Source organism: Ruegeria sp. J8 (genome assembly GCF_056531925.1).
This window is the reverse complement of record NZ_JBQFMR010000004.1, coordinates 52,852-71,642: the sequence shown is the minus strand read 5'-3', so window position 1 is coordinate 71,642 and position 18,791 is coordinate 52,852. Positions and strand designations below refer to the sequence as shown.

General features: G+C 60.2%; 11 protein-coding genes. 3 read left to right on the top strand and 8 right to left on the bottom strand.

Annotation, left to right across the window (positions count from 1 at the left end):
* Positions 1–24 precede the first annotated feature (24 nt).
* The gene (locus ACR0L1_RS10020) at positions 25–1,080 is read left to right on the top strand and encodes an OmpA family protein (protein ID WP_480858556.1); all 1,056 of its coding nucleotides are present in this window, start codon (positions 25–27) and stop codon (positions 1,078–1,080) included.
* 5 nt (positions 1,081–1,085) lie between these two features.
* Here ACR0L1_RS10020 and ACR0L1_RS10015 read toward each other — a convergent pair whose 3' ends face one another.
* From ACR0L1_RS10015 to ACR0L1_RS10000, 4 genes are all read right to left on the bottom strand, one after another.
* The gene (locus ACR0L1_RS10015; protein ID WP_480858554.1) at positions 1,086–3,020 is read right to left on the bottom strand and encodes a caspase family protein; all 1,935 of its coding nucleotides are present in this window, start codon (positions 3,018–3,020) and stop codon (positions 1,086–1,088) included.
* A gap of 19 nt (positions 3,021–3,039) precedes the next feature.
* On the bottom strand, positions 3,040–6,624 hold the full coding sequence (locus ACR0L1_RS10010; protein WP_480858552.1) for a two-partner secretion domain-containing protein: 3,585 nt from the start codon (positions 6,622–6,624) through the stop codon (positions 3,040–3,042).
* On the bottom strand, positions 6,569–8,245 hold the full coding sequence (locus tag ACR0L1_RS10005; protein ID WP_480858550.1) for a ShlB/FhaC/HecB family hemolysin secretion/activation protein: 1,677 nt from the start codon (positions 8,243–8,245) through the stop codon (positions 6,569–6,571). The genes ACR0L1_RS10010 and ACR0L1_RS10005 overlap by 56 nt, the downstream gene beginning before the upstream one ends.
* A 236-nt stretch (positions 8,246–8,481) precedes the next feature.
* On the bottom strand, positions 8,482–9,321 hold the full coding sequence (locus tag ACR0L1_RS10000) for a M15 family metallopeptidase (RefSeq protein WP_480858548.1): 840 nt from the start codon (positions 9,319–9,321) through the stop codon (positions 8,482–8,484).
* A gap of 166 nt (positions 9,322–9,487) precedes the next feature.
* Here ACR0L1_RS10000 and ACR0L1_RS09995 point away from each other — a divergent pair, with 166 nt between their 5' ends.
* Positions 9,488–10,060, top strand: coding sequence for an OmpA family protein (locus ACR0L1_RS09995; RefSeq protein ID WP_480858546.1), 573 nt, complete (start codon positions 9,488–9,490; stop codon positions 10,058–10,060).
* Positions 10,061–10,099: 39 nt separating this feature from the next.
* Positions 10,100–12,283, top strand: a complete 2,184-nt coding sequence (locus ACR0L1_RS09990) for a serine/threonine protein kinase (RefSeq protein ID WP_480858544.1) — start codon at positions 10,100–10,102, stop codon at positions 12,281–12,283.
* Between the two features lie 8 nt (positions 12,284–12,291).
* On the opposite strand, the gene ACR0L1_RS09985 is transcribed toward ACR0L1_RS09990, so the two are convergent.
* Genes ACR0L1_RS09985 through tssL form a run of 4 tightly spaced genes read right to left on the bottom strand, consistent with a single transcriptional unit; the run spans position 12,292 to position 18,699 of the window.
* On the bottom strand, positions 12,292–13,014 hold the full coding sequence (locus ACR0L1_RS09985) for a PP2C family protein-serine/threonine phosphatase (RefSeq protein WP_480504702.1): 723 nt from the start codon (positions 13,012–13,014) through the stop codon (positions 12,292–12,294).
* On the bottom strand, positions 13,011–13,697 hold the full coding sequence (gene tagF / locus ACR0L1_RS09980) for a type VI secretion system-associated protein TagF (protein ID WP_480504704.1): 687 nt from the start codon (positions 13,695–13,697) through the stop codon (positions 13,011–13,013). Before tagF ends, ACR0L1_RS09985 begins: the two co-directional genes overlap by 4 nt.
* Positions 13,697–17,269 (bottom strand): type VI secretion system membrane subunit TssM, encoded by a 3,573-nt coding sequence (gene tssM / locus ACR0L1_RS09975; RefSeq protein ID WP_480858542.1) that lies wholly within the window; start codon positions 17,267–17,269, stop codon positions 13,697–13,699. The genes tagF and tssM overlap by 1 nt, the downstream gene beginning before the upstream one ends.
* Entirely contained in the window at positions 17,266–18,699 is a 1,434-nt protein-coding gene (gene tssL, locus ACR0L1_RS09970) for a type VI secretion system protein TssL, long form (RefSeq protein ID WP_480858540.1), read from the bottom strand. The genes tssM and tssL overlap by 4 nt, the downstream gene beginning before the upstream one ends.
* Positions 18,700–18,791 lie beyond the last annotated feature (92 nt).

Here is an 18,791-nt window from a genome sequence, read left to right as displayed (position 1 = left end):
TCAAGCATAGGAAGAGGGTCACACATGCCGCGTTCAAACCTGATGCGAAGCTTTTTTGCCATAGCCAGCCTTATGCTGGCCAACGCGACATGGGCGCAAAGCGCTGATCCGTTTGAACACGGCTGGACGCTGGATGGTGCCGCGTCCGAGTTGCAATTCCTGTCGGTCAAGAAAAGCTCGGTCGCGGAGAATAGCGGGTTTGCCAGCCTGTCAGGCGTGATCGGCCCGGACGGTGCCGCCGAGATCCGGGTACAGATGGACAGCGTGGATACCAAGATCGACCTGCGCAACGTGCGGATGCGGTTTTTGTTCTTTGAAACCTTCAAATACCCCGAGGCCATTATCACCGCCCAGCTTCCGCCCGAAAAGCTGGTCGACCTGCATCAGGCCCGGCACAAGATCATCGACCTTCCCTATTCTCTGTCGCTACACGGTGTGACCAAGGATGGCGACGCGCAGGTCGCCATCACTTTGGTCGACAATGACCGCGTGGCGGTGGCCAATACCACGCCGATTGCCATCGCCCTGCCCGATTTCAACCTCGAAGAGGGTCGCGGCAAGCTGCAAGAGGCCGCGGGCGTCGACATCCTGCCCTTTGGCTTTGTCAGCTTTGGGTTTGTGTTCGACCGCGCCCAGGCGGGCACCCCGCCGCAATTGATCACGGCGGCGGCCACCCCCGGCGCTGCGGCGCTTGAGACCAAGGGTGATCTGGACCGCGAGGCTTGCGAAGGCCGGATGGAGATCCTGTCCCGCACCGGCAATATCTATTTCAACTCGGGCAGCGCGCGCTTGTCCGACGCCTCGATCCCGCTGCTAACCAACCTGCATGACATCGTGAACCGCTGCCCGGACCTGACGATCGAGATCGGTGGGCATACGGATAGTGATGGATCAGATGCGGCCAACCGGGTGCTCAGCGAACGGCGGGCGCAGGCGGTGAACGCCTATCTGGTCGATCAGGGGATTGCGCCGGAACGTCTTGTAACCGTGGGCTATGGCGAAAGCCGCCCCGTGACCTCGAACGACACGGCAGAGGGCAAACGCCGCAACCGCCGGATCGAATTTGTGCCGGTGAACTAGAGGCGTCAGTTCGCCGCCAGGATGATCGGATCGAACCCGCCGCTGCGCCATTGTTGCAGGGCCGAGATGAAATTCGGCCCCGGCACACCGTCGATGGTGCTGTTGTAGTACCCGGCCTTTTGCAGCAGCTTTTGCACTTCCATCACCGTCTCGCGCGTCCACTGGTCCGAGGCCAGCGACAGTTGGTTCATGATCGCCCCGTCATCCTCAGCCGCGCCACGCAGCAACATGCGCGCGGCCTCAAGCGGATCGCGGGGCACGCCGCGCCCTTCGTCCAGCAGGATCGCCGCTGCCAAATAGCCCTGATATTCGCCTTCACGTGCGGCGCGCTGGAAATAGCCAAGTGCCTGATCGGGCGAACCTGTAATTCCATCCTGCGCCAGAACGCCCAGATTGAAAGTCGCCTTGGCTGACCCCCCATTCGCTGCCTGTTGCAACAGCGCAATTGCGCGCGCTTCGTCCTTGGGGACGATCTGACCTTCAAACAGAGTTACGGCAAGATTGATCATCGCATCAAAGCTGCCCCCTTGGGCGGCTTGTTCATACAGAGATAGCGCAGCGGCCTGATCTTGCGGAACACCGGTGCCGCCCTCGTGCAATTGCGCCAGAGAAACCATGGCCCGCAAGTCCCCCGCTTCGGCTGCCTGCTTGTAAAGCGTCACCGCCCGGTCCACATCCCCTGCCGCAATCGTAGCCCGCGCCAGCAGGGCCACGTAGTGGGACAGGTCAGGCGTCTGCGCCGCTGCAGCACTGCACGCCTGAATGGCGGTCAGGGCGTTTTCCTGAAGACGGTTGAACGGCACGCCGGGGATGCTGGCCGTGCGGTCGCGCGGGTGGGTAGCCAAACGTTCACATATGCCGCCGGGTGTGCTGTCCTCGGGGCGCGGGATGGATGCAATCAGACGCTGCGCCTGTGCCGCATGGGCTCCGTCGGGATATTGCTCAAGATAGAACTCCAGCAGCGGGCGCATCCGGCTGCGCTGCGCCAGCTTCCACAGACGCTCAGCCTGTTCGTCTTTGTCCTCGACAGCCACCGCGCGGGTCAGTGTCTGCCCCTGCCCGGCCCGGTCCAAAAAGGCCACAACCTCATTCACATGTGCGCCCTGCGGGTAGCGATCCATATAGAGCTGCATCAGGGACGCATCCTGCGCATTGGCGGCAACCTGCCACAGCAGCGTCTCCTCAGACGCCGTGACAGGGCTATTGTCGAACCGGAACTGCCGCGTCAGGGACGAGTTATCCCACGGAATCTGCCTTCCCCCTGTCGAGGCCAGCACGTCCTTGCGCACCGAGATCATCAGATCCGAAATATCCTGCCCGGGTGTGTAAATATGGCTCAGCAGCGCCTCGGTGAAAAAGCTGTTCCGGCCGGTGCCGTCATAGGCCACGTTGTCCGGCTGCGTCGCATAGGCAAACATGAAGTCCGCCGCGCTGCCAACCCGTGCCAGACCCTCGCCACCAACCTCGAGTCCCGTTCCTTCGAACGGGTTGTCGCGGCAGGCATCCAGAAACACCAGACGGATGCCGTCCGAGCGTTCCATCCGGTTGACGAATTCCTCCATCTGGATTGTCTGCTCGGGGATGTCTTCGGGCTTGGTGATCTGCGCATCAACAGGGACCAAATAATTGCGCCCGTTCACCTGAAACCCGTGCCCGGCGTAGAACAATAGCGATACATCGGAATCCGCAGCAGTCGTGCCATAGGACTCTGCCAGCGACAGCATCTCATCCCGAGTCAGGTCGGTGCCCAGAAACACCTCGAACCCCAGCCCTTCCAGCGCGATAGCCAGATCCGAGGCATCGTTGATCGGGTTGCCCAGCGGGCTGACCGACACGTAATCGGAATTGCCGATGATCAGCGCAACTCGCTTGTCCGCCAGCACCATGGTTGCGCTGAACAACATCAGGATAAGCGCTGCGAAGCAACGTTTCAGAGACACAGGTCCACTCTCCGACGTATCAAAGCCCGATGGCGCGGGTCAGTCCGATTTCCGCTTGACCGACCGCAGCCACAATCGTTTCTACCTGCTGGTTCTGAACGATGGCAAGCTCGGGATCGGTTGCTCTTATCAACGTGATGGCCTTGCGGATCTCACGTTGGGCCTGACGGATCTGCCGACGGGCCTGTTGAACCGCCTCGCGGCGGATGGCGTTGCGCTCTTCGGCGGTAGTGGCCAGCGACAGGCGGCGATTGGCTTCGTCACCAGCCTCGCGGATACCCGCGCTGGCACCGCGAATGATGTCACCCACCGACTCCAGACCCGGCGGCAGGCCTTTCACGATACCGTCCAGCTCAGAGGCATAGTCGTCCATTGCCTCGGCTAAGCAGGCCAAATACTCGCTGACGTTGTCACCGCTGCTTGCGCAAGAGGCGATCTCTCCTCCAAATTCCTGCGAGGCATTGTCAACCGTTCCAAGCGCGGTTTCGGCCTCGGTCACGGTTGTCACGGCAGTCCCACCTCCGCCGCCGCCGCCGGTAATGGTTGTGTCAACGGTTGGCGTCACCTCGACCTCGGGCGTTGGCGGCACCGGGATTGGGTCGATAACGGTAACGACCGCGCCGGGAAGGGATGCCACCTGATAGCCAACATCTGCAGCACTGGACAGGAAGTCCGTCGTCAGGAAGAAGAAAGTCTCACCCCCTTCGGTTTCGAAAAACTCCAGCCCCTGGAACACGGTCGAGGTGTCCAGTGAATCCGACTCGGGGCCAAACAGGTAAACCGAGGGGCCGCCATTGATCGTGCCGGTGGTGAAGTTTGGTGGCTCTTCGCCATCCAGTACCGCGATATTATCGGGGATAGCGAACACAACCGGCGAGGTGGTGTAATTCGCCGGGCCGACTTCGCCAACACCGGGTGCCCATGTATTGGTGAAATCCCACCCCGCAGCCGAAGCGATGGCAAAGAAGGTTTCCGTATCACGCAACTGGAACGTGGTCAGACCGGTCCCACCGGCGCTGGTTGCCTGACCCGAGTTTTCCGTATCCCAGAACGAGGCTGAAACCGACCCGGTGTTGATGCCGACCAGCCCGCCGAGCGAGGGGAAATCGCTGCCGGAAAAGTCGACAAACCCGTCGGAATAGCTGCGTATGACCGAACCACCATTGTTGAACCCGACCAGCCCGCCGACCGCTACCGTGTTGGCAGGTCCCGAGAACTGGCTGGTGCCATCGACATTCGAGTTCGAATAAGAATCCACCACGGTGCCCGAGTTCTCACCCACCAGGCCGCCCATAATGAAGTCGCCGAAGCCAACTCCCAATACCGGGCCGACACTGTGCGAACGCCGGATCGCGCCCGAGTTCTCGCCAACCAAACCGCCTGCAACGACGAAATCGGCCTCGATCTGTTCGACCGAAACGGTCGCGGTCGAGAAACTGTCGACAATCGTGCCGCCGTTGTTGATGCCGACCAGGCCACCTGACACGTCGTCACTGCCGTTGAACCGCCCCGAGACGCTGACGGCTGAGATTGTGCCGGTGTTTTCACCGGCCAGAATACCGCCGCCTTGTGCCGTCACGTTGGCGTTGCGGATGCTTAGGTTGCGCACGGTGCCATTCAAAGTTCCAAACAGACCGCCGAATACGAAATCGTTGTTCACAAACAGGTTGTCGATCGCAAAGCGGTTGCCTTCAAGTGTACCTGAAAAGTCGGCAGGCACGAAGCCGAAGGACCAGCTGGACGTCGGCGATGCGTCGATGTCGTTGGCCAGTGCAAAGGACTGGCTGGAGCCGTTCAGGCCCTGCAACCCATAGACATCGGTCAACTGAAACGGATTCGCGCCAGATCCGTTGCCGCCCGTGGCGCGCAGGAATGTGGCGTTGGGCGAGACGATGAAATCCCCCGCGAAAAAGCTGGGCAATGTGGCCGAGACCTGGTCCCAGAAACCAGCCACCAGGTTGAACGTGGCCACATTGATGCTACCGCCCGGGCCGGTGGTGATCCGGCCAACGCCGTCAACCGCTCCCATTGCGTTCAACAGCAACCCTCCGCTGACCGCGTTGATCGCACCATTGATCGTGATCATGTTATCCGCGACCAGGAACAACGTATTGGCCGCCATCCAGTCGATATCGGCGTTTATCGTAATATTACCCGCATCCGGCCCGGCCATCGACGTTGTCAGAAACACATCCGCAGATTCAAGCTGGGCTTCCAGGCCCGCTTCGGTCAACGTGCCCGGGATCGTTATGTTCACCGGATCAATCAACAGTTCGCCGGTTTCCCCGTTCGCGGCGCGAAGGTCGGTAAAACCCCGATAAACCAGATCGGTCTGGCCCGAGACCTCGACAAAGCCGCCATCGCCCGAAATATCCCCACCACGGGCCGAAATCTGGCCATGGAATTCGGTCAGATCGTCGGACCAGATGATCACGCGGCCGCCATTGCCCTCATCCCCGCCATCGGCCGAGATCGTCGTACCCGCATCTACAAAGGTGGTCTGCGCGGTGGGAAGCGTGCCGCCGCCTTGGAAATCGCCGCCGACCAGAATGGTGCCGCCATCGCCACCCCCGGCCCCGTCGGCGGTCAACGTGGCACCCGCCAGTGTGATCGCTTCGCCGGTTATGGTGATTGATCCCCCACGCACTTTAGGCCGTAGCGAGGTTGCCACCAGCGTTTCCTGCGCCGAAGTGTCAATTCGGCCGCTGACCTGAACCGCACCGCCGCTGCCGCCAAGCACAACAGCGCCGGACACGCCACCCACTGATTGCGCCTCGATCACACCGGACATGTTGATCACCTGACGCGCCGCATCGCGGGCGCTGGCTGCCTTGAGGTGGACGGATCCGCCATTGGCCTCGATCCGGCCGGAATTGGTGACCAGCGCCTCCATCATCGCATCATCGCTGTCCGAGGGAACAGCAACCTGCAAAAAGCCGTCGCCGGAAATATCCAGCGTTACCTGTTCGCCCGCGCCAAGCCCGACCTTGCCCAGCGGCACCCGGATCAGACCCGAGTTCGAGACCTTGCCGCCGATCAGCGCCGCATAGCCGCCCGGTACGATCGAGATCGTGCCTGCGTTCTCCACAGCCGCCGAGGCCCCGTTCCCGGCAAAATTGTTGCGCCCGTTCAGGAAATCTTCATCAGTTATGTTCAAGGTCGAGGCCACAAAGCCGCCCGCGTTGACCGCACCATTCGGACCGATGAAAATCCCGTTGGGGTTGACCAGGAACACCTGCCCATTGGCATTCAACTGGCCAAGGATTTCACTGGTCGTGTCGCCCGTCACCCGGTTCAGGATCACACTCTGCTGTCCGGGTTGGAAGATATTTACCGTTGAATCGGCACCAATTGAAAAGCCATTCCAGTTAACAATGGCCGAGTTCGACCCTTGCGAAATGTCCAACTGCGTGCTGCTGGGCTGCGTGATCGTCACGGTGCCAGCTGCCACGGTCCCACCAGTTGGCAGCGATTGCGCGAGCGCCGTCGTGCCCCACAGCGCCGCCGTTGCCGACAGGATCGCGCCCCGCAGCATGCTGTTGCGGTACTTAGAACCTACGACTAGCAACAATACTGAAGCGGTTTTCGTCTTCCCCCAGGTCATCGCGTTCACCCCTCCCATATTCAACTCGTAATGATCCCGACTTGTAGGTCGAGTCTTCAATCGTAATCAGATCAGCCCCAATTCCGTAGGAATAGGCCGTGGTTGTGCTTTGTTCTAGAATCGTTGGCTCTTCAATACCCAATTCGCCATAGGCGCCAAACAGATAAGGCTTTAGAATCAGAGGAAAACCCGCCACTTCGACACGCTGGGACCGTCCGACCTCGGACCTAACCACCCAACCATCATCACCGCGCAGGGACCCCGCGTCAAAGGTCGACAGTTCGCTGGTGCCTGCAATGCTGAACTGTTCCGACGTCACCAGCGCATCGCCAAAGCTCGTCTGTATCCGGCCGTTCACATTAAGCGACCAGTTGGCGCTCAGGGGGCGCTGATACTGCCCCGACAGAACCAGTTTGGTGAACTCGGGTTCGGCATTCTGCCGCGAGAACGGGGTTTCGCCCGGCCCGACCGAGGTCCGCGCTCCGAGAATATCCAAACCGCGTGACAGCACCACACCGCCGCGCAGGAAGCCCCCATTGTCATAGGCGCGCGTGGCATCCAACGTCGCGCGCAGCACGCTAATATCGTCGTCAAAGATCGGAATTTCGAACGGGCCGATCAGCAGATCCTGCGTGTCGCTGATCCGATCAAGGATCAATTGCGACGACAAGTTGAGCTGCCGGGAGCGGATCCAGGGATAAAACAGACGTAGCGAAAACCGTTCGAATTCGCTTTCATTCGGCAAAAAATCGGTGTCGGGCTGTGCTGTGCTCGACGTGACCTCGGCGTTGATCGTCAGGCCATTGTAGCCAATGGGGAACACTGCACCCGCCGCCAGAATTCGATATTCGGCATCGTCCGAAAAGAACCGCGTGGGCGAGCCGCCGAGGTTGAAATAGAATGTCTCACCCAGGTCCAGAAGGCCGTTGAACTCCAGCCCAAGGCTCAGGTTCACGGGGCCAAGATCATCGGACAAGGTGTTGTCGAACCCGTAAGAGCCAGTGAATTGTTTGAACTCACCATCCAGTGTCAGAACAGTGCCGCCATTGGCCTGACCCGCCGACAGGGTCGAGGCCAAGCGGATGCCGAACGTGTCCCCCGCCAACAGCAAGGCCCGTTCGATTTGTTGTAGCTTAATGCCGCGTTTTCCGATCAGCGGCTCGGTAATTTTGACGACCCGATCGCGCACCCTTTCGGGCACTTTCGAAGCGTCGATGCGTTCGACAAACCCGTCAACCACGACGATCCGAAGCGTCCCGCCGTCGCGCAAGGTCTGTTGCGGCAGAACGACCCGGCTTAGGACGAACCCCGCATTGTTATAAGCACTTTCCAGACGATTGGTGGCAGCAAAGATCTCGGACGCGGGAACACGTTTGCCGGAGAGGCGCGCGATAAAGGCATCATTTGCGGCCTCCATCTGCGGCAGCGCACCTTCGATCTCGACCCTACCAACAGTCACAAACAGCCGGTCTGCACCTTCGGGGACCGGGGCACCGGGATCGCGTGCAACGGTAACGGGCCCGGTATTGCGTTGATTTTGCGGCTGAAACGTAGATGGCGCAAGGTTCGATGCGCTTTGTGCTAGCGCCTTATCAGAAAGCGCAAAAATACCAACGGTCACGAATACAAATATCATGCTGAGACGTGGAATTCGCGTGATCGTCCGATACATAGATCTTGGCATTCGCTACCCTTGCTGAAATCGTGAAACAGTACCTAGAAAAGCCCAGCCCCCAGGCCAAAGCAAGATTGTATTTCCCACCACCGGATACCCGTTTGGATTGCGGATATACATATCTCAGTTGATTCTATGGTTGTCCGTGTCCCAGTTCACAATACCGTGTGCAACACACAAAATTATAAAAGTCCTTGTTCCAGCCACTCTTCAATCTTGTTGCGGCTGACCTCGAAATGCATCGAATCCTCGCGCCCCCAGGCCGCGCCCCAGACCCAGCCCTCCTGCCGGAAGAAATCAGCCAGAATGGTCAGACCCAGCTGGGTTTTCCCGTCACCCAGCGTATCCAGAACCCCGTCGACGTTCAGGTCGACAGCCAGACCATAGGCATGCGCCGAGGCCGACGATGTCGCTCCGCGCACCCTACGCACACAAAGCGACCCGGCCGTGTTGATACGATCATAAAGGTCGGGGTCGGTTCGGCGGATATTGTCGAACACCGTGCGCAGAGATTCGATCGCGGGTTTCAGCATGCGCACACGAACCGGCCCGACCTCTTCCAGCACCAAATTCTCTTCAAGACGCGGATTGGTCATGGATTGGCAACTATCCGTCAGGTCTTCGCGCGGGAGTCCAAACGTCTCTTTCAGAAAGGATGAACTGGCAAGTTGCAGATCCTGATTGACGTTGTTGCGGTCGGCAATCAGCACGACCTGCGCATAGGCATCAATAATCTCGTTGGGGGTTGAGCTGTCATAGCCATAATCATCCGCTCCATCAGCCCCCTGCAACGGTGCCGCCGCCCCGCTTTGCGCGCGCGCAATTTCAAGCGAGAGCCGTTCGATTTCCGCGCGCATATCCTCGACTTGCTGGCTAAGCATCTCGATCTCGATCCGTGCGCCTGAATCGATGGCGGGCCCTTCGAAATTGTCATCAATTGGAACGATCAGCGGGAAGACATACCAGATGACCGGAGCAAGGATGATCGCGACCCCAAGAATGATCGCTGAAACAATGCGCATCTGCCTTATTTTCCTGTTTTGTCGTGCCTGTCGCACCAAACCTAAAAGCCGCCGGTCGGGATGTCACGCATTTGCCTGCGTTTCTGCCCCCTTTGTGTGACATTCTTCATTGCCGCGTCCCTGAGGCACGGATACTCTTGCCGTCAAACAGGGAAGGACTTTGGTAATGATTGCATTCTCGCCTAGGAAATATATCGCGGTGCCGTTTGTGGCGCTGATTTGTTCGGCGCAGGTTGTGCTGGCGCAGAGCACTGAATTGACGGAAGACGAGATCACCGACGCGTTCAACAAGCAAAAGACGCGTGGGCTGGTCATCGTGCCGTCCAACACCGATACCGCCGCCACAGCGGTCGAGGAAACCACCGTAGCCGCAGCGCCTGCGGAATATCAGCCTGTTGCGGCCGAAGATCAGGTCAATATTCAGGTCCGGTTCGATTTCGCATCTGCCGCGCTGCGCGACGACGAAAAGCCGAAGCTGTCGGCGCTGTGTAACGCGATGAAAAACGTGGATGTGAGCGTCTTCCAGATCATCGGTCACACCGACAGCGCCGGGTCTGCGGATTACAACCAGAACCTGTCGCTGCTGCGCGCGAAAGAGGTCAAACGTTTCCTGGTCAGCGATTGCGGCATCGCCGACGAACGGCTTGAGGTGCTGGGCGTGGGTGAGGCCGAGCCGCTGAATAAATCCGATCCGCGCGCAGACGAAAACCGTCGCGTCGAATTCCAGGCCCTCGGCTGAATCCGTAGCCTCTGAAGACAAAAGAATAACGAGGGCAGCATGACTGAATCCCGCGCAGGCGATCTGTTTCAGCCGGGCGATCTGGTGAACAACACATATCGGATCGAGGCGATCCTTGGGCGGGGCGGAACCTCGGATGTCTACCGGGCGCGTTCGGAAATTTCGGGGCGCTTGGCGGCGCTCAAGGTGCTGAAAGCCGAGTTCTCCAGCAATGACGACTATCTGGTCCTGCTGACCCGCGAGGAAGAAATCCGCGACATCCGCCATGACGCAGTGGTGCGGTATTCCGAAAACAACCGTACCGCCGACGGACATGTCTATCTGGTGATGGACTACGTCGATGGGCCGGGGCTGGACCGGAAACTGGCCGATGGCCCCATGCCGGCAGACGATATTCTGACCATCTGCAAACGCGTCTGCGAAGGGCTTGAGGCCGCGCATGCGCGCAACATCGTCCACCGTGACCTGAGCCCGGACAACATCATCCTGCGTGACGGTGATCCGGCACAGGCGGTAATCATCGACTTTGGCATCGCCAAGGACACCAACCCCGGTGCCGAAACCATCGTGGGCGGAGAGTTCGCGGGCAAATACGCCTACGCCGCGCCCGAGCAGCTGTCGGGCAAGACCGACCAGCGCACTGATATCTATTCGCTGGGCGCGCTGCTGCTGGCAAACTTCCGTGGCGAAAAGGCCAATTCCGGGCGTAACCTGTTGGAGGTTGTGGAAAGCAAAAAGCAACCGCTGGACACTGCTGATGTGCCCGAGCCTCTGAAAACCGTACTGGACAAGATGACCGCGCCGGACCCCGATGACCGGTATCAATCGGCCAGCGATGTTTTGCGAGCTCTGTCCTCGACCCGGTCGGGACAGGTGCAAGCCCCCCCTGCTGACACCGATGACGACGCGACGATCATCGTTCCCAAAAGCAAACCAGCGGCTTCTACCCCGCCTGAACCCGCCGCGGCCGCGCCATTAGCGCCACCCGCCAAAGCGCCCGAGAAATCACGCACCGGGCTGGTTGCTGCCCTTGGCGCGTTGGTCATTGTCGGCGGTGGTGCCGGTGCCTATTTCAGCGGCGCATTCGACAGCTTTACCGGGCCCCAATATCCCGTGGCCGCACCTTATACGCTGGTGGCGGACAAGCGCGAGGGCCTGCCGCCGCGCGCCGTCGGCTTTGTGCCCTCGGAAGACACTCGTGATGCCATGACCCGCGAGATCACCGATCAGGGCGGGACGGTTGATTTGACGCTGGCGTCCGGGGATATCTCGGAAAGCTGGGGCGCTGCGGTCAGCGACGTCATCGACACAGTGATGGAGCTGGATGAATGGCGGCTGGTCGTGAATGGAAACGACGCTCAATTGACAGGGCAAACCACAGATCAGGCGCTGCATGACAAGCTGGAACAACTTTACTCGGCAGGCTTGCCCGCCGGGCTGCAAGGCACTGTCGAGCTGGAACTTGAGCCGCTGTTCCTGCCCGCCGCAGATATCCGACCGATCCTGGCCGGTCTAGCCGATTGCGGCGCGCTAAAGCTGGAGAATGCCCCCACTGCCGGATACGGCCCCGAGACCCCGGTTCGGGTCATTGGCACCTTGGCCTCGCAAGACAGCCTGACCGGCCTGGACACTGCCCTGACAGCTTTGGTCGGAGCGCGACCGATCGATCTGGGCGGCGTGAATGTATTGAACCCGACTCTTTGCCTGATCGAGAATTTCCTGCCAACAGCACCCACCAGCGATATCTCAATAGCGTTCTATAACGGTGAACAGAACGACGCCCCCAATCCGACCGGAGACTACGTTGTCGGCCAGAACCCAGTGATCGACGTAGACCTGCCGCAGGATGTGCAAGACGGGTTCCTGTCTGTCTCGGTGCTGGATGTGTCGGGCAATGTGTTCCACCTGCTGCCCAATGTCACGCGTCAGGAAAATGGTATCGCCGCGCTGCGGGATGGGGAAAGTGGGCCATTGTCAGTGCGCGTGGCTTATTCCATTCCGGAAAGTCAGGAAAACGGCGGCATTGCCTTTCAGGTCGATGATAGCACCTTGGGCAAAAGCAAGGTGATCGTGCTGCATACCGACAATCAACTGTTCGACACGCTGCGCCCAACCACAGAATCCGCTGCCGGATATGCCGAGGCGCTGCGCGAACAGGATCGTAATGTGGAAACGCAGATTTTGTCGCTGGACAGCCGTATCCTGACCACCCTCGCGCAATAGCGCGGGGTTCAGGGAATATCGACCACGATCACCGAGATATTGTCAGCCCCGCCCCCGTCCAGCGCGATCTGTATTAACTGATCCGCGACGGTTTCGATCGGCATCTCAGACAGAGCCTTTTCCAGCATCGGGAATGTCGCGTATTTGCTCAGCCCGTCCGAGCAGATCAGGAACCGGTCGCCCGGCTGAACTTCGCCCCGGATCTTGTCCAGTTCCAGCACATCCCCGACCCCGACCGCTCGGATAATGGCGTTGGACTGCGGATGCTGCTCGGCCTCGTCCCAGCTCATCTGTCCGGCCAGCACCAGTTCGGCAACGACCGAGTGATCGGTGGTCAGCATTTGAATCTGGTTGTCCCGCAGCAGGTAGATGCGACTGTCGCCCGCCCATAGCCCGACGAAATGGCCATTGGCCAGCATCATGCAGGCCACGGTGGTGCCAATGGTCTTGCCGCCGCGCGCCTCGGCCTCGTGCACAATCGCGACATGGGCTTGTTGTAGCACATCGCGCAACGCGACCAGACGGTCCGCGGGTGGCAGGCCCGGCGGGATTGCGGCCACCATATCGACCACCAAACGACTGGCAAAATCGCCACCCTCGTGGCCCCCCATACCATCGGCGACCAACCACAGGCTTTCTTCGGGCAGGGCCAGAATGGCATCTTCATTGAGCTTCCGCTTGAGGCCCACATGGCTGCGGGCGCTGTACCGAACGCGGTGACTTGAATTCATATTGGCCGTGCCTCGGTCCAGACTGACGCGTGAAGATTGAATAAGCCTTGCATGTTTGCCCCTTGCGGTAAACCTTCGCAGACCATCATGCGGGGGACACCGGCAATTTCGGTGCTCCAGATTGTCGGAGTGTGATAGCGATGCGACACCAGCCCCGCCGCGAGGTCAGGCAACAGGCTGTCCGAGACCTCGCCCCGCGTCAGAACCAGCGTTTTACCCTCGGCCCGGACCGGGGATGTGGGTTCCTGCAATGGAACGGGCAGCGCCTCTAGCCCCTCGGCCAGCTTGTCGCGGGTCATGTCGTCCTCAAGCGCGGCCAGGGCCAAATCTTCGAGCTGGCGGTACACGGCATCCGCGCGGAAATGGGTCAGAATGGCCGAACCTTCGTTGGACACCCCAGCCACCAGGGTCAGCGGGAAACGTCGCCCGACCCGATCCACCGAGGGCATCAGTACACCCAGCATCTTTTGCGGCCCCGCCAGCCCCGGCGCCAGACAGAACCGCCAGATCGGGGCCGACATGTAGTGGGCATCCCATGACGCGCCCAAAGCCTCAGACGTGGCCAACATGCTGTGCTGTATCCACGTGTCCCACGGCTGGACGAAATCCTGCGTCACCCCCAGTCGGAAGAAATCCCCGACCGACGGCATTTTACCAAATGCGCCAAATCCGCTGCGCTGCATCAGAACGATTTGGGGCAGCTGAATTTTTGCAGCGCCGGAAGGGCAAAGGGATTGATGACCGAGCCGGATTGCAACTGGAAGATCGCAATGCGGCCACCGACGTTGAAGATCACCTTCTTGCGGTCCGATACATTAGTCCGCCGCACCTCGGCCGCGTCCAGCAGACGGAACCACGCCCATGGCCCGTCCTTGGACAGCACGCTTTCGATGTTGCGCTTGTCGGGCTGGAACGTGACCCGCGCCAACCCGACCTGCCCCGGCCACGTGACCGCCATCGGCGACGGCAACCCGCCGCGATGGCGGAACTCCAGCGACTGGCCGTCAATCTCAAGCGTGACGCCCTTGGCTTTGGGGTCCAGCGCCTCGGGCATGATCTGGAACTGAATCTGCGGTTGAGGGCCTGCGGCAAAGAAAGCCTCGCGGATTTCGGCGGCGTTCTGGAATTGGGTGAGAACGGCCTGGCTGATTCCCAGATCGGCCTCGTTCACGCTGCTTTTCCAACTCCAGGGGCGCGTGCGCATGTCCACGTGTTTGGCGAGGTTGTCCGTAAAGAACGTGTCGATCAGACCTTGCGGGCCGAACAACCGGCTGAAATCGCCCATCGCCACATCCGCACCTGATCTGCGGCTGAACGGGTAACGGTCAGTGACGACCTGCTCGCAAAAGGGCAGCACATTGGCCTGCCAGCGCGCATTTAGCGAGGCTCGCGTGCTGTCCGAAGTGATCCCCGAAGATCCGTCGATGATCTGCACCGCCCAGCGTTCCATCGGGCCGGGAATGCGCGCCGCTTCCTGTTGGAATTGCTGCAAAGCCTGCCCAGATTCACCGCCCGAGGTTCCGCTGAAGGACATCTTGTTCAGTTCCTGATAGACACCCGTCAACGACCCCATCAACTGATCCAATTGCGAGGGCTGCCCCTCGGGCCGGTCAACAAGCTGGTGCAGCCAGGCAAAGCGATCTTCTACATATTGACCCGGCTCTTGCACCGGCTCGGACACCGTCGCGCCGCTGGACTTAGCCAGTGCCTCAAGCAGAATTTGCGTCTGGACCGAGGTCGCCGATTGCAACTCAAGGCTGGCTGCGCTGGACAACCCATCGCTCAGCGCTTCGGAATTGGGCAGGACCGATCGGCTTTCTGTCAGCTTCGTCTCGTCCGAGATCGAATTCAGGATGTTGACGATAGGCGAGGTCGGCCCGGACAGCACATTGGTCACTTCGACCGCATGGCTGAGGCTTTCCATCGGTACGATGTCGATATCGCCCAGCATCGCGTCGTAGCGCGCGATATAGTCGTTGTAATACAGGTCCAGAACATCGCGGCTGAGCGCCGCCAGCGCCAGTTCGGTCTGTTCCGCCTCGCCGCGCGGACCCAGAACCCAGCTTTCCTTTTGCACCCGTTTGGCTACGCCAACTGCTTCGCCGACAAATACGTCGTTGAAACCGCGATAGGTAAAGATCCCCTCGATCCCGTCATTCAACGGTTTGCCCGAGGACCGCACCAGAACGCGCGCAACCGCTGGGCCGCCAACCTCGGTGATACGCCATTCCGGCAGCGCCGTCGCGGATGGACTTGAAATGATGCCGTTATACACGCGCTGCGCCAGTGGCAGTTCGGACAGCAAGCCCTGTATCTGCTCGACCATAGGGCCGTTCAACGCGACGGCCTGCATCGGCTGGCTCAGCAATGCCTCAAGATGGTCGTTCAGATCAGCGCGGAATTCCTCGCGCGAGGGGCCGGGGAAGGACACCGTCCAGTCGATATTCATCCATTCCTTGACCAGGTTCTGGTTCATCGGACCTTGCAGACCCAGCATCAGATAAACCTTTAGTGCCTCATACAGCACATCGGGGTTGTTGATATTGGCGCTCATCTGTTCTTCGAGACGCAACAGCAGCCGCGGCAGAAGGCGCTGGTTCAGCGCCGCGCGGTAGGTCTGCGCCGCCTGCGTGCCTATCACGTCCCCCTGATACAGGCCGTAGGTCAAGCGCGTTTCAGGGTCCGGGTCGGACAGGGTCGGGTTCGCGGGCAGATCGCGCAGTGTGTTCAGCGCCTGCACTACCGGTACCAGATCGGTGTCGCCCACCGGGCTGGGCGGCAGAGTCGCGGCCGCGGCCTGATAAGCGGACACGCCTTCTTGTGCCTCAGCGATCAACTCGGAATTTCCCGAGAAGCTGCGCACCAGCAAAGCACCCACTGCAACAGCAGCAATCAGCGTCGCCGCGACCGAGGCCCATTTGGTGATCTTATAGCGTCGCTCGACCTTGTCATCGGCGCTGACCAGACCGGCCTCACGAAAAATAACCTGATCGAATAGGCGGGTCAGGAAATACGACCGCCCCGAGCCCTGCCCCGAACCAATCGCCTGACGTCCGATCCCGAAGGTGCGCGCCATGCCCAACATCAGCCGGTCAATGGGGGTGCCTTCTTGCGTGCCGGATGTGAAATAGACCCCGCGCAGCATGTGGCGATGCTGATAACGGCTGTCCTGAAACACCTCGGTCAGGAATTCATGCGCCACCTTGCGGAATGAGGCCACCTGCATCGGGAAGCCCGCAACCAAGGCGCGGCGCTGCGGGTCGGTTTCAGTCTGCATCCGCTCCAGCGATTGGGCGTTCAAACGGCCCAGAAGCAACGCGAATTCCTCATCAAAGGCGGCAACCGGGGATTGCTCGGACCGGGACTTGTCCAATGGCAAGGTAAAACCCCAAACCTGTTCACGGTCTTCCTTACCCAGATTGTCATAGAATTCGGCAAACCCGGCGATCAGGTCGGCCTTGGTGAACAGGATATAGACCGGAAAGCGCACGCCCAGTTTTTCGCGCAGCTCTTCCAGACGACGGCGCACGGCTTTTGCGTGTTCTTTCTGTGTGATCTCATCCTGCAAAGACAGATCCGACAACGAGATTGCGATCATCGCCCCGTTGATAGGCTGACGCTTTCGGTATTTCTTGAGCAGTCCAAGGAACCCAATCCACGCCGCGTTATCGACCTGCGCATCGCTTTCCTGCGTCGTGTATCGCCCGGCCGTATCGATCAGAACGGCGTTTTCGGTGAACCACCAATCGCAGTTGCGCGTGCCGCCCACACCGCCAATCGCGGTTTTACCCATCTCATCAGCCAGCGGAAAGTTCAAACCGGAATTCACAATCGCCGTGGTCTTACCCGCGCCCGGTGGGCCGATCATCACGTACCACGGCAGCTCATTCAGATGCCGCCGCCCGTTCTTGGACTTGCGCAACGCGGCCATTGCGGTTTTCAACTTGCCGCGCAGTTCCGAGATTTCGCTGTCGATCATGTCGCCGCCATCGCTGACGGCCTCGGTGATCTCTTCGGTTAGCTTTTTTTCGCGCCGGCGGCGGAAAAAGAAAATGGTCAGTGCGATGATCAGGAAAAATGCGTAGATCACACCGCACCAGATCAGCCGGGTGGTCATCCCGTCCAGCGGGCGCCATTCGTCCGACCCGATCAGCGGACCAAAGAAGTACAGGCACAAGGACAGCGCCGTCGCCGTAAAGAACAGCACGGTGTAGATCGACATGAAAACGAATCTGAAGAATCTACTGATGTTCATTGGGTATCCTCCTGCACTAACAGGACTTCGATCCGGCGGTTGGTGGCACGGCCTTCACGGGTGGAATTGTCGGCGATCGGGTCACTGTCGGCCCGGCCTTCGGCGCTGAGGCGATTGGGGTCGGTCAATTCGGGCGACATCTTATTCATCACCGATTTTGCGCGCGCCAGCGACAAGGCGAGGTTGGATGGAAAGCGCGCGGACCGGATTGGTACATTGTCCGAATGTCCGGTCACGATCACCGTGCCCGGCTCGGCATTCAACGCCACGGCAACCCGGCGCACCGGCTCTTGGAATTTGTCTTGCAGACTGTCCGAGCCTGAACCGAACATGCCCGACCCCTTGATGCGGATGACCAGCGTATTGCCTTTCTCAAAGACTTCGACCAGCCCCTCATCAATCTCGGGCTGGAGGAATTCGACGACCTTCGCGATCTGAGGTTGCTGTTGCGGAGGAGGTGGCGGTGGCGGTGGCGCGCGGCGCTGCAACTCGGTCACCGGGCCCGCGTCGATCACCGACATCTGTCCCACAAGATTTTCCGTCTTGTTCGACAAAACGTAAGACAGGCCGCTGAATTCGATCACCAGCAACAGAGCCGTCACGCCTAGCGCGATCCAGACCGGCTTCCACATGCTGAGCGCGCGGTAAGGCTTGTCCACGCCTTCCCAATGCGGGGCCAGATCACGTTCGACAGGGCCACGTTGCGCTCGGATGACCCGCGCCAAGCCCTGCCGGATTTGCAAGTGCTTATCCGGGCCGCCTTGTTCGACCCGCAAGCGGCCTTCAAAGCCAAGCGACAGGCACATGTAGACGAATTCCAGCAGCTCGATATTGTTCGCAGGCTCCTGTTCCAGCCGCGCCAAAAGGTCGTAGAACCGATCCCCGCCCACTGTTTCTCGGTGGAAGGTGCCAACAAGTGATTGCGTCGCCCAACTAGACTGACCGCCCCACGGCGTGTTCAGCACGACATCATCCAGCGTCGCACATAGAGCATAACGCGCCACCTTGACCGATTGCGCTGGGATGCCCGCCTGTAGGGCGGCATTTTCAAAGCTGCGCACCTCGGCCACCACGCTTTGGCGCAACTTGTCAGGGTCCATGTGCTGGGCGCGGTTGCGGATGCGGCTGATCAGCGAAAACAAAGGCGCGGCGCAGGCGTTAAGCCGGTTCATCCCGGTTGCGGCCACCTGTTCTCCGCCGCCTTGTGGCGGGCGCGACTGTGAGGCCTGCACCGGAGGCACGCCATATCCGTCCGCTCCCGCAGCGGGCTGTGGCTGTGGCGCTTCCATCGGCTCGGGGTAGCCCGCCGGTTGCTGAGGCGGGGCAGGTTGTTGCGGCATGGTCCCGGCCTGACGTCGTCCACCCGGGTTGGGGCGAATGACCGTCTTGTCTGTATCGTCCGGTTCGGCAAAAGGATCGTTGTCGGACATGATCTACCTGCTTCCTCACAGCGCCCGCATAGTCCAGTGGTCCACGCAAGCAACCCCATCAATTTGTTTCGTACCAATCAGCGGCCCGGACG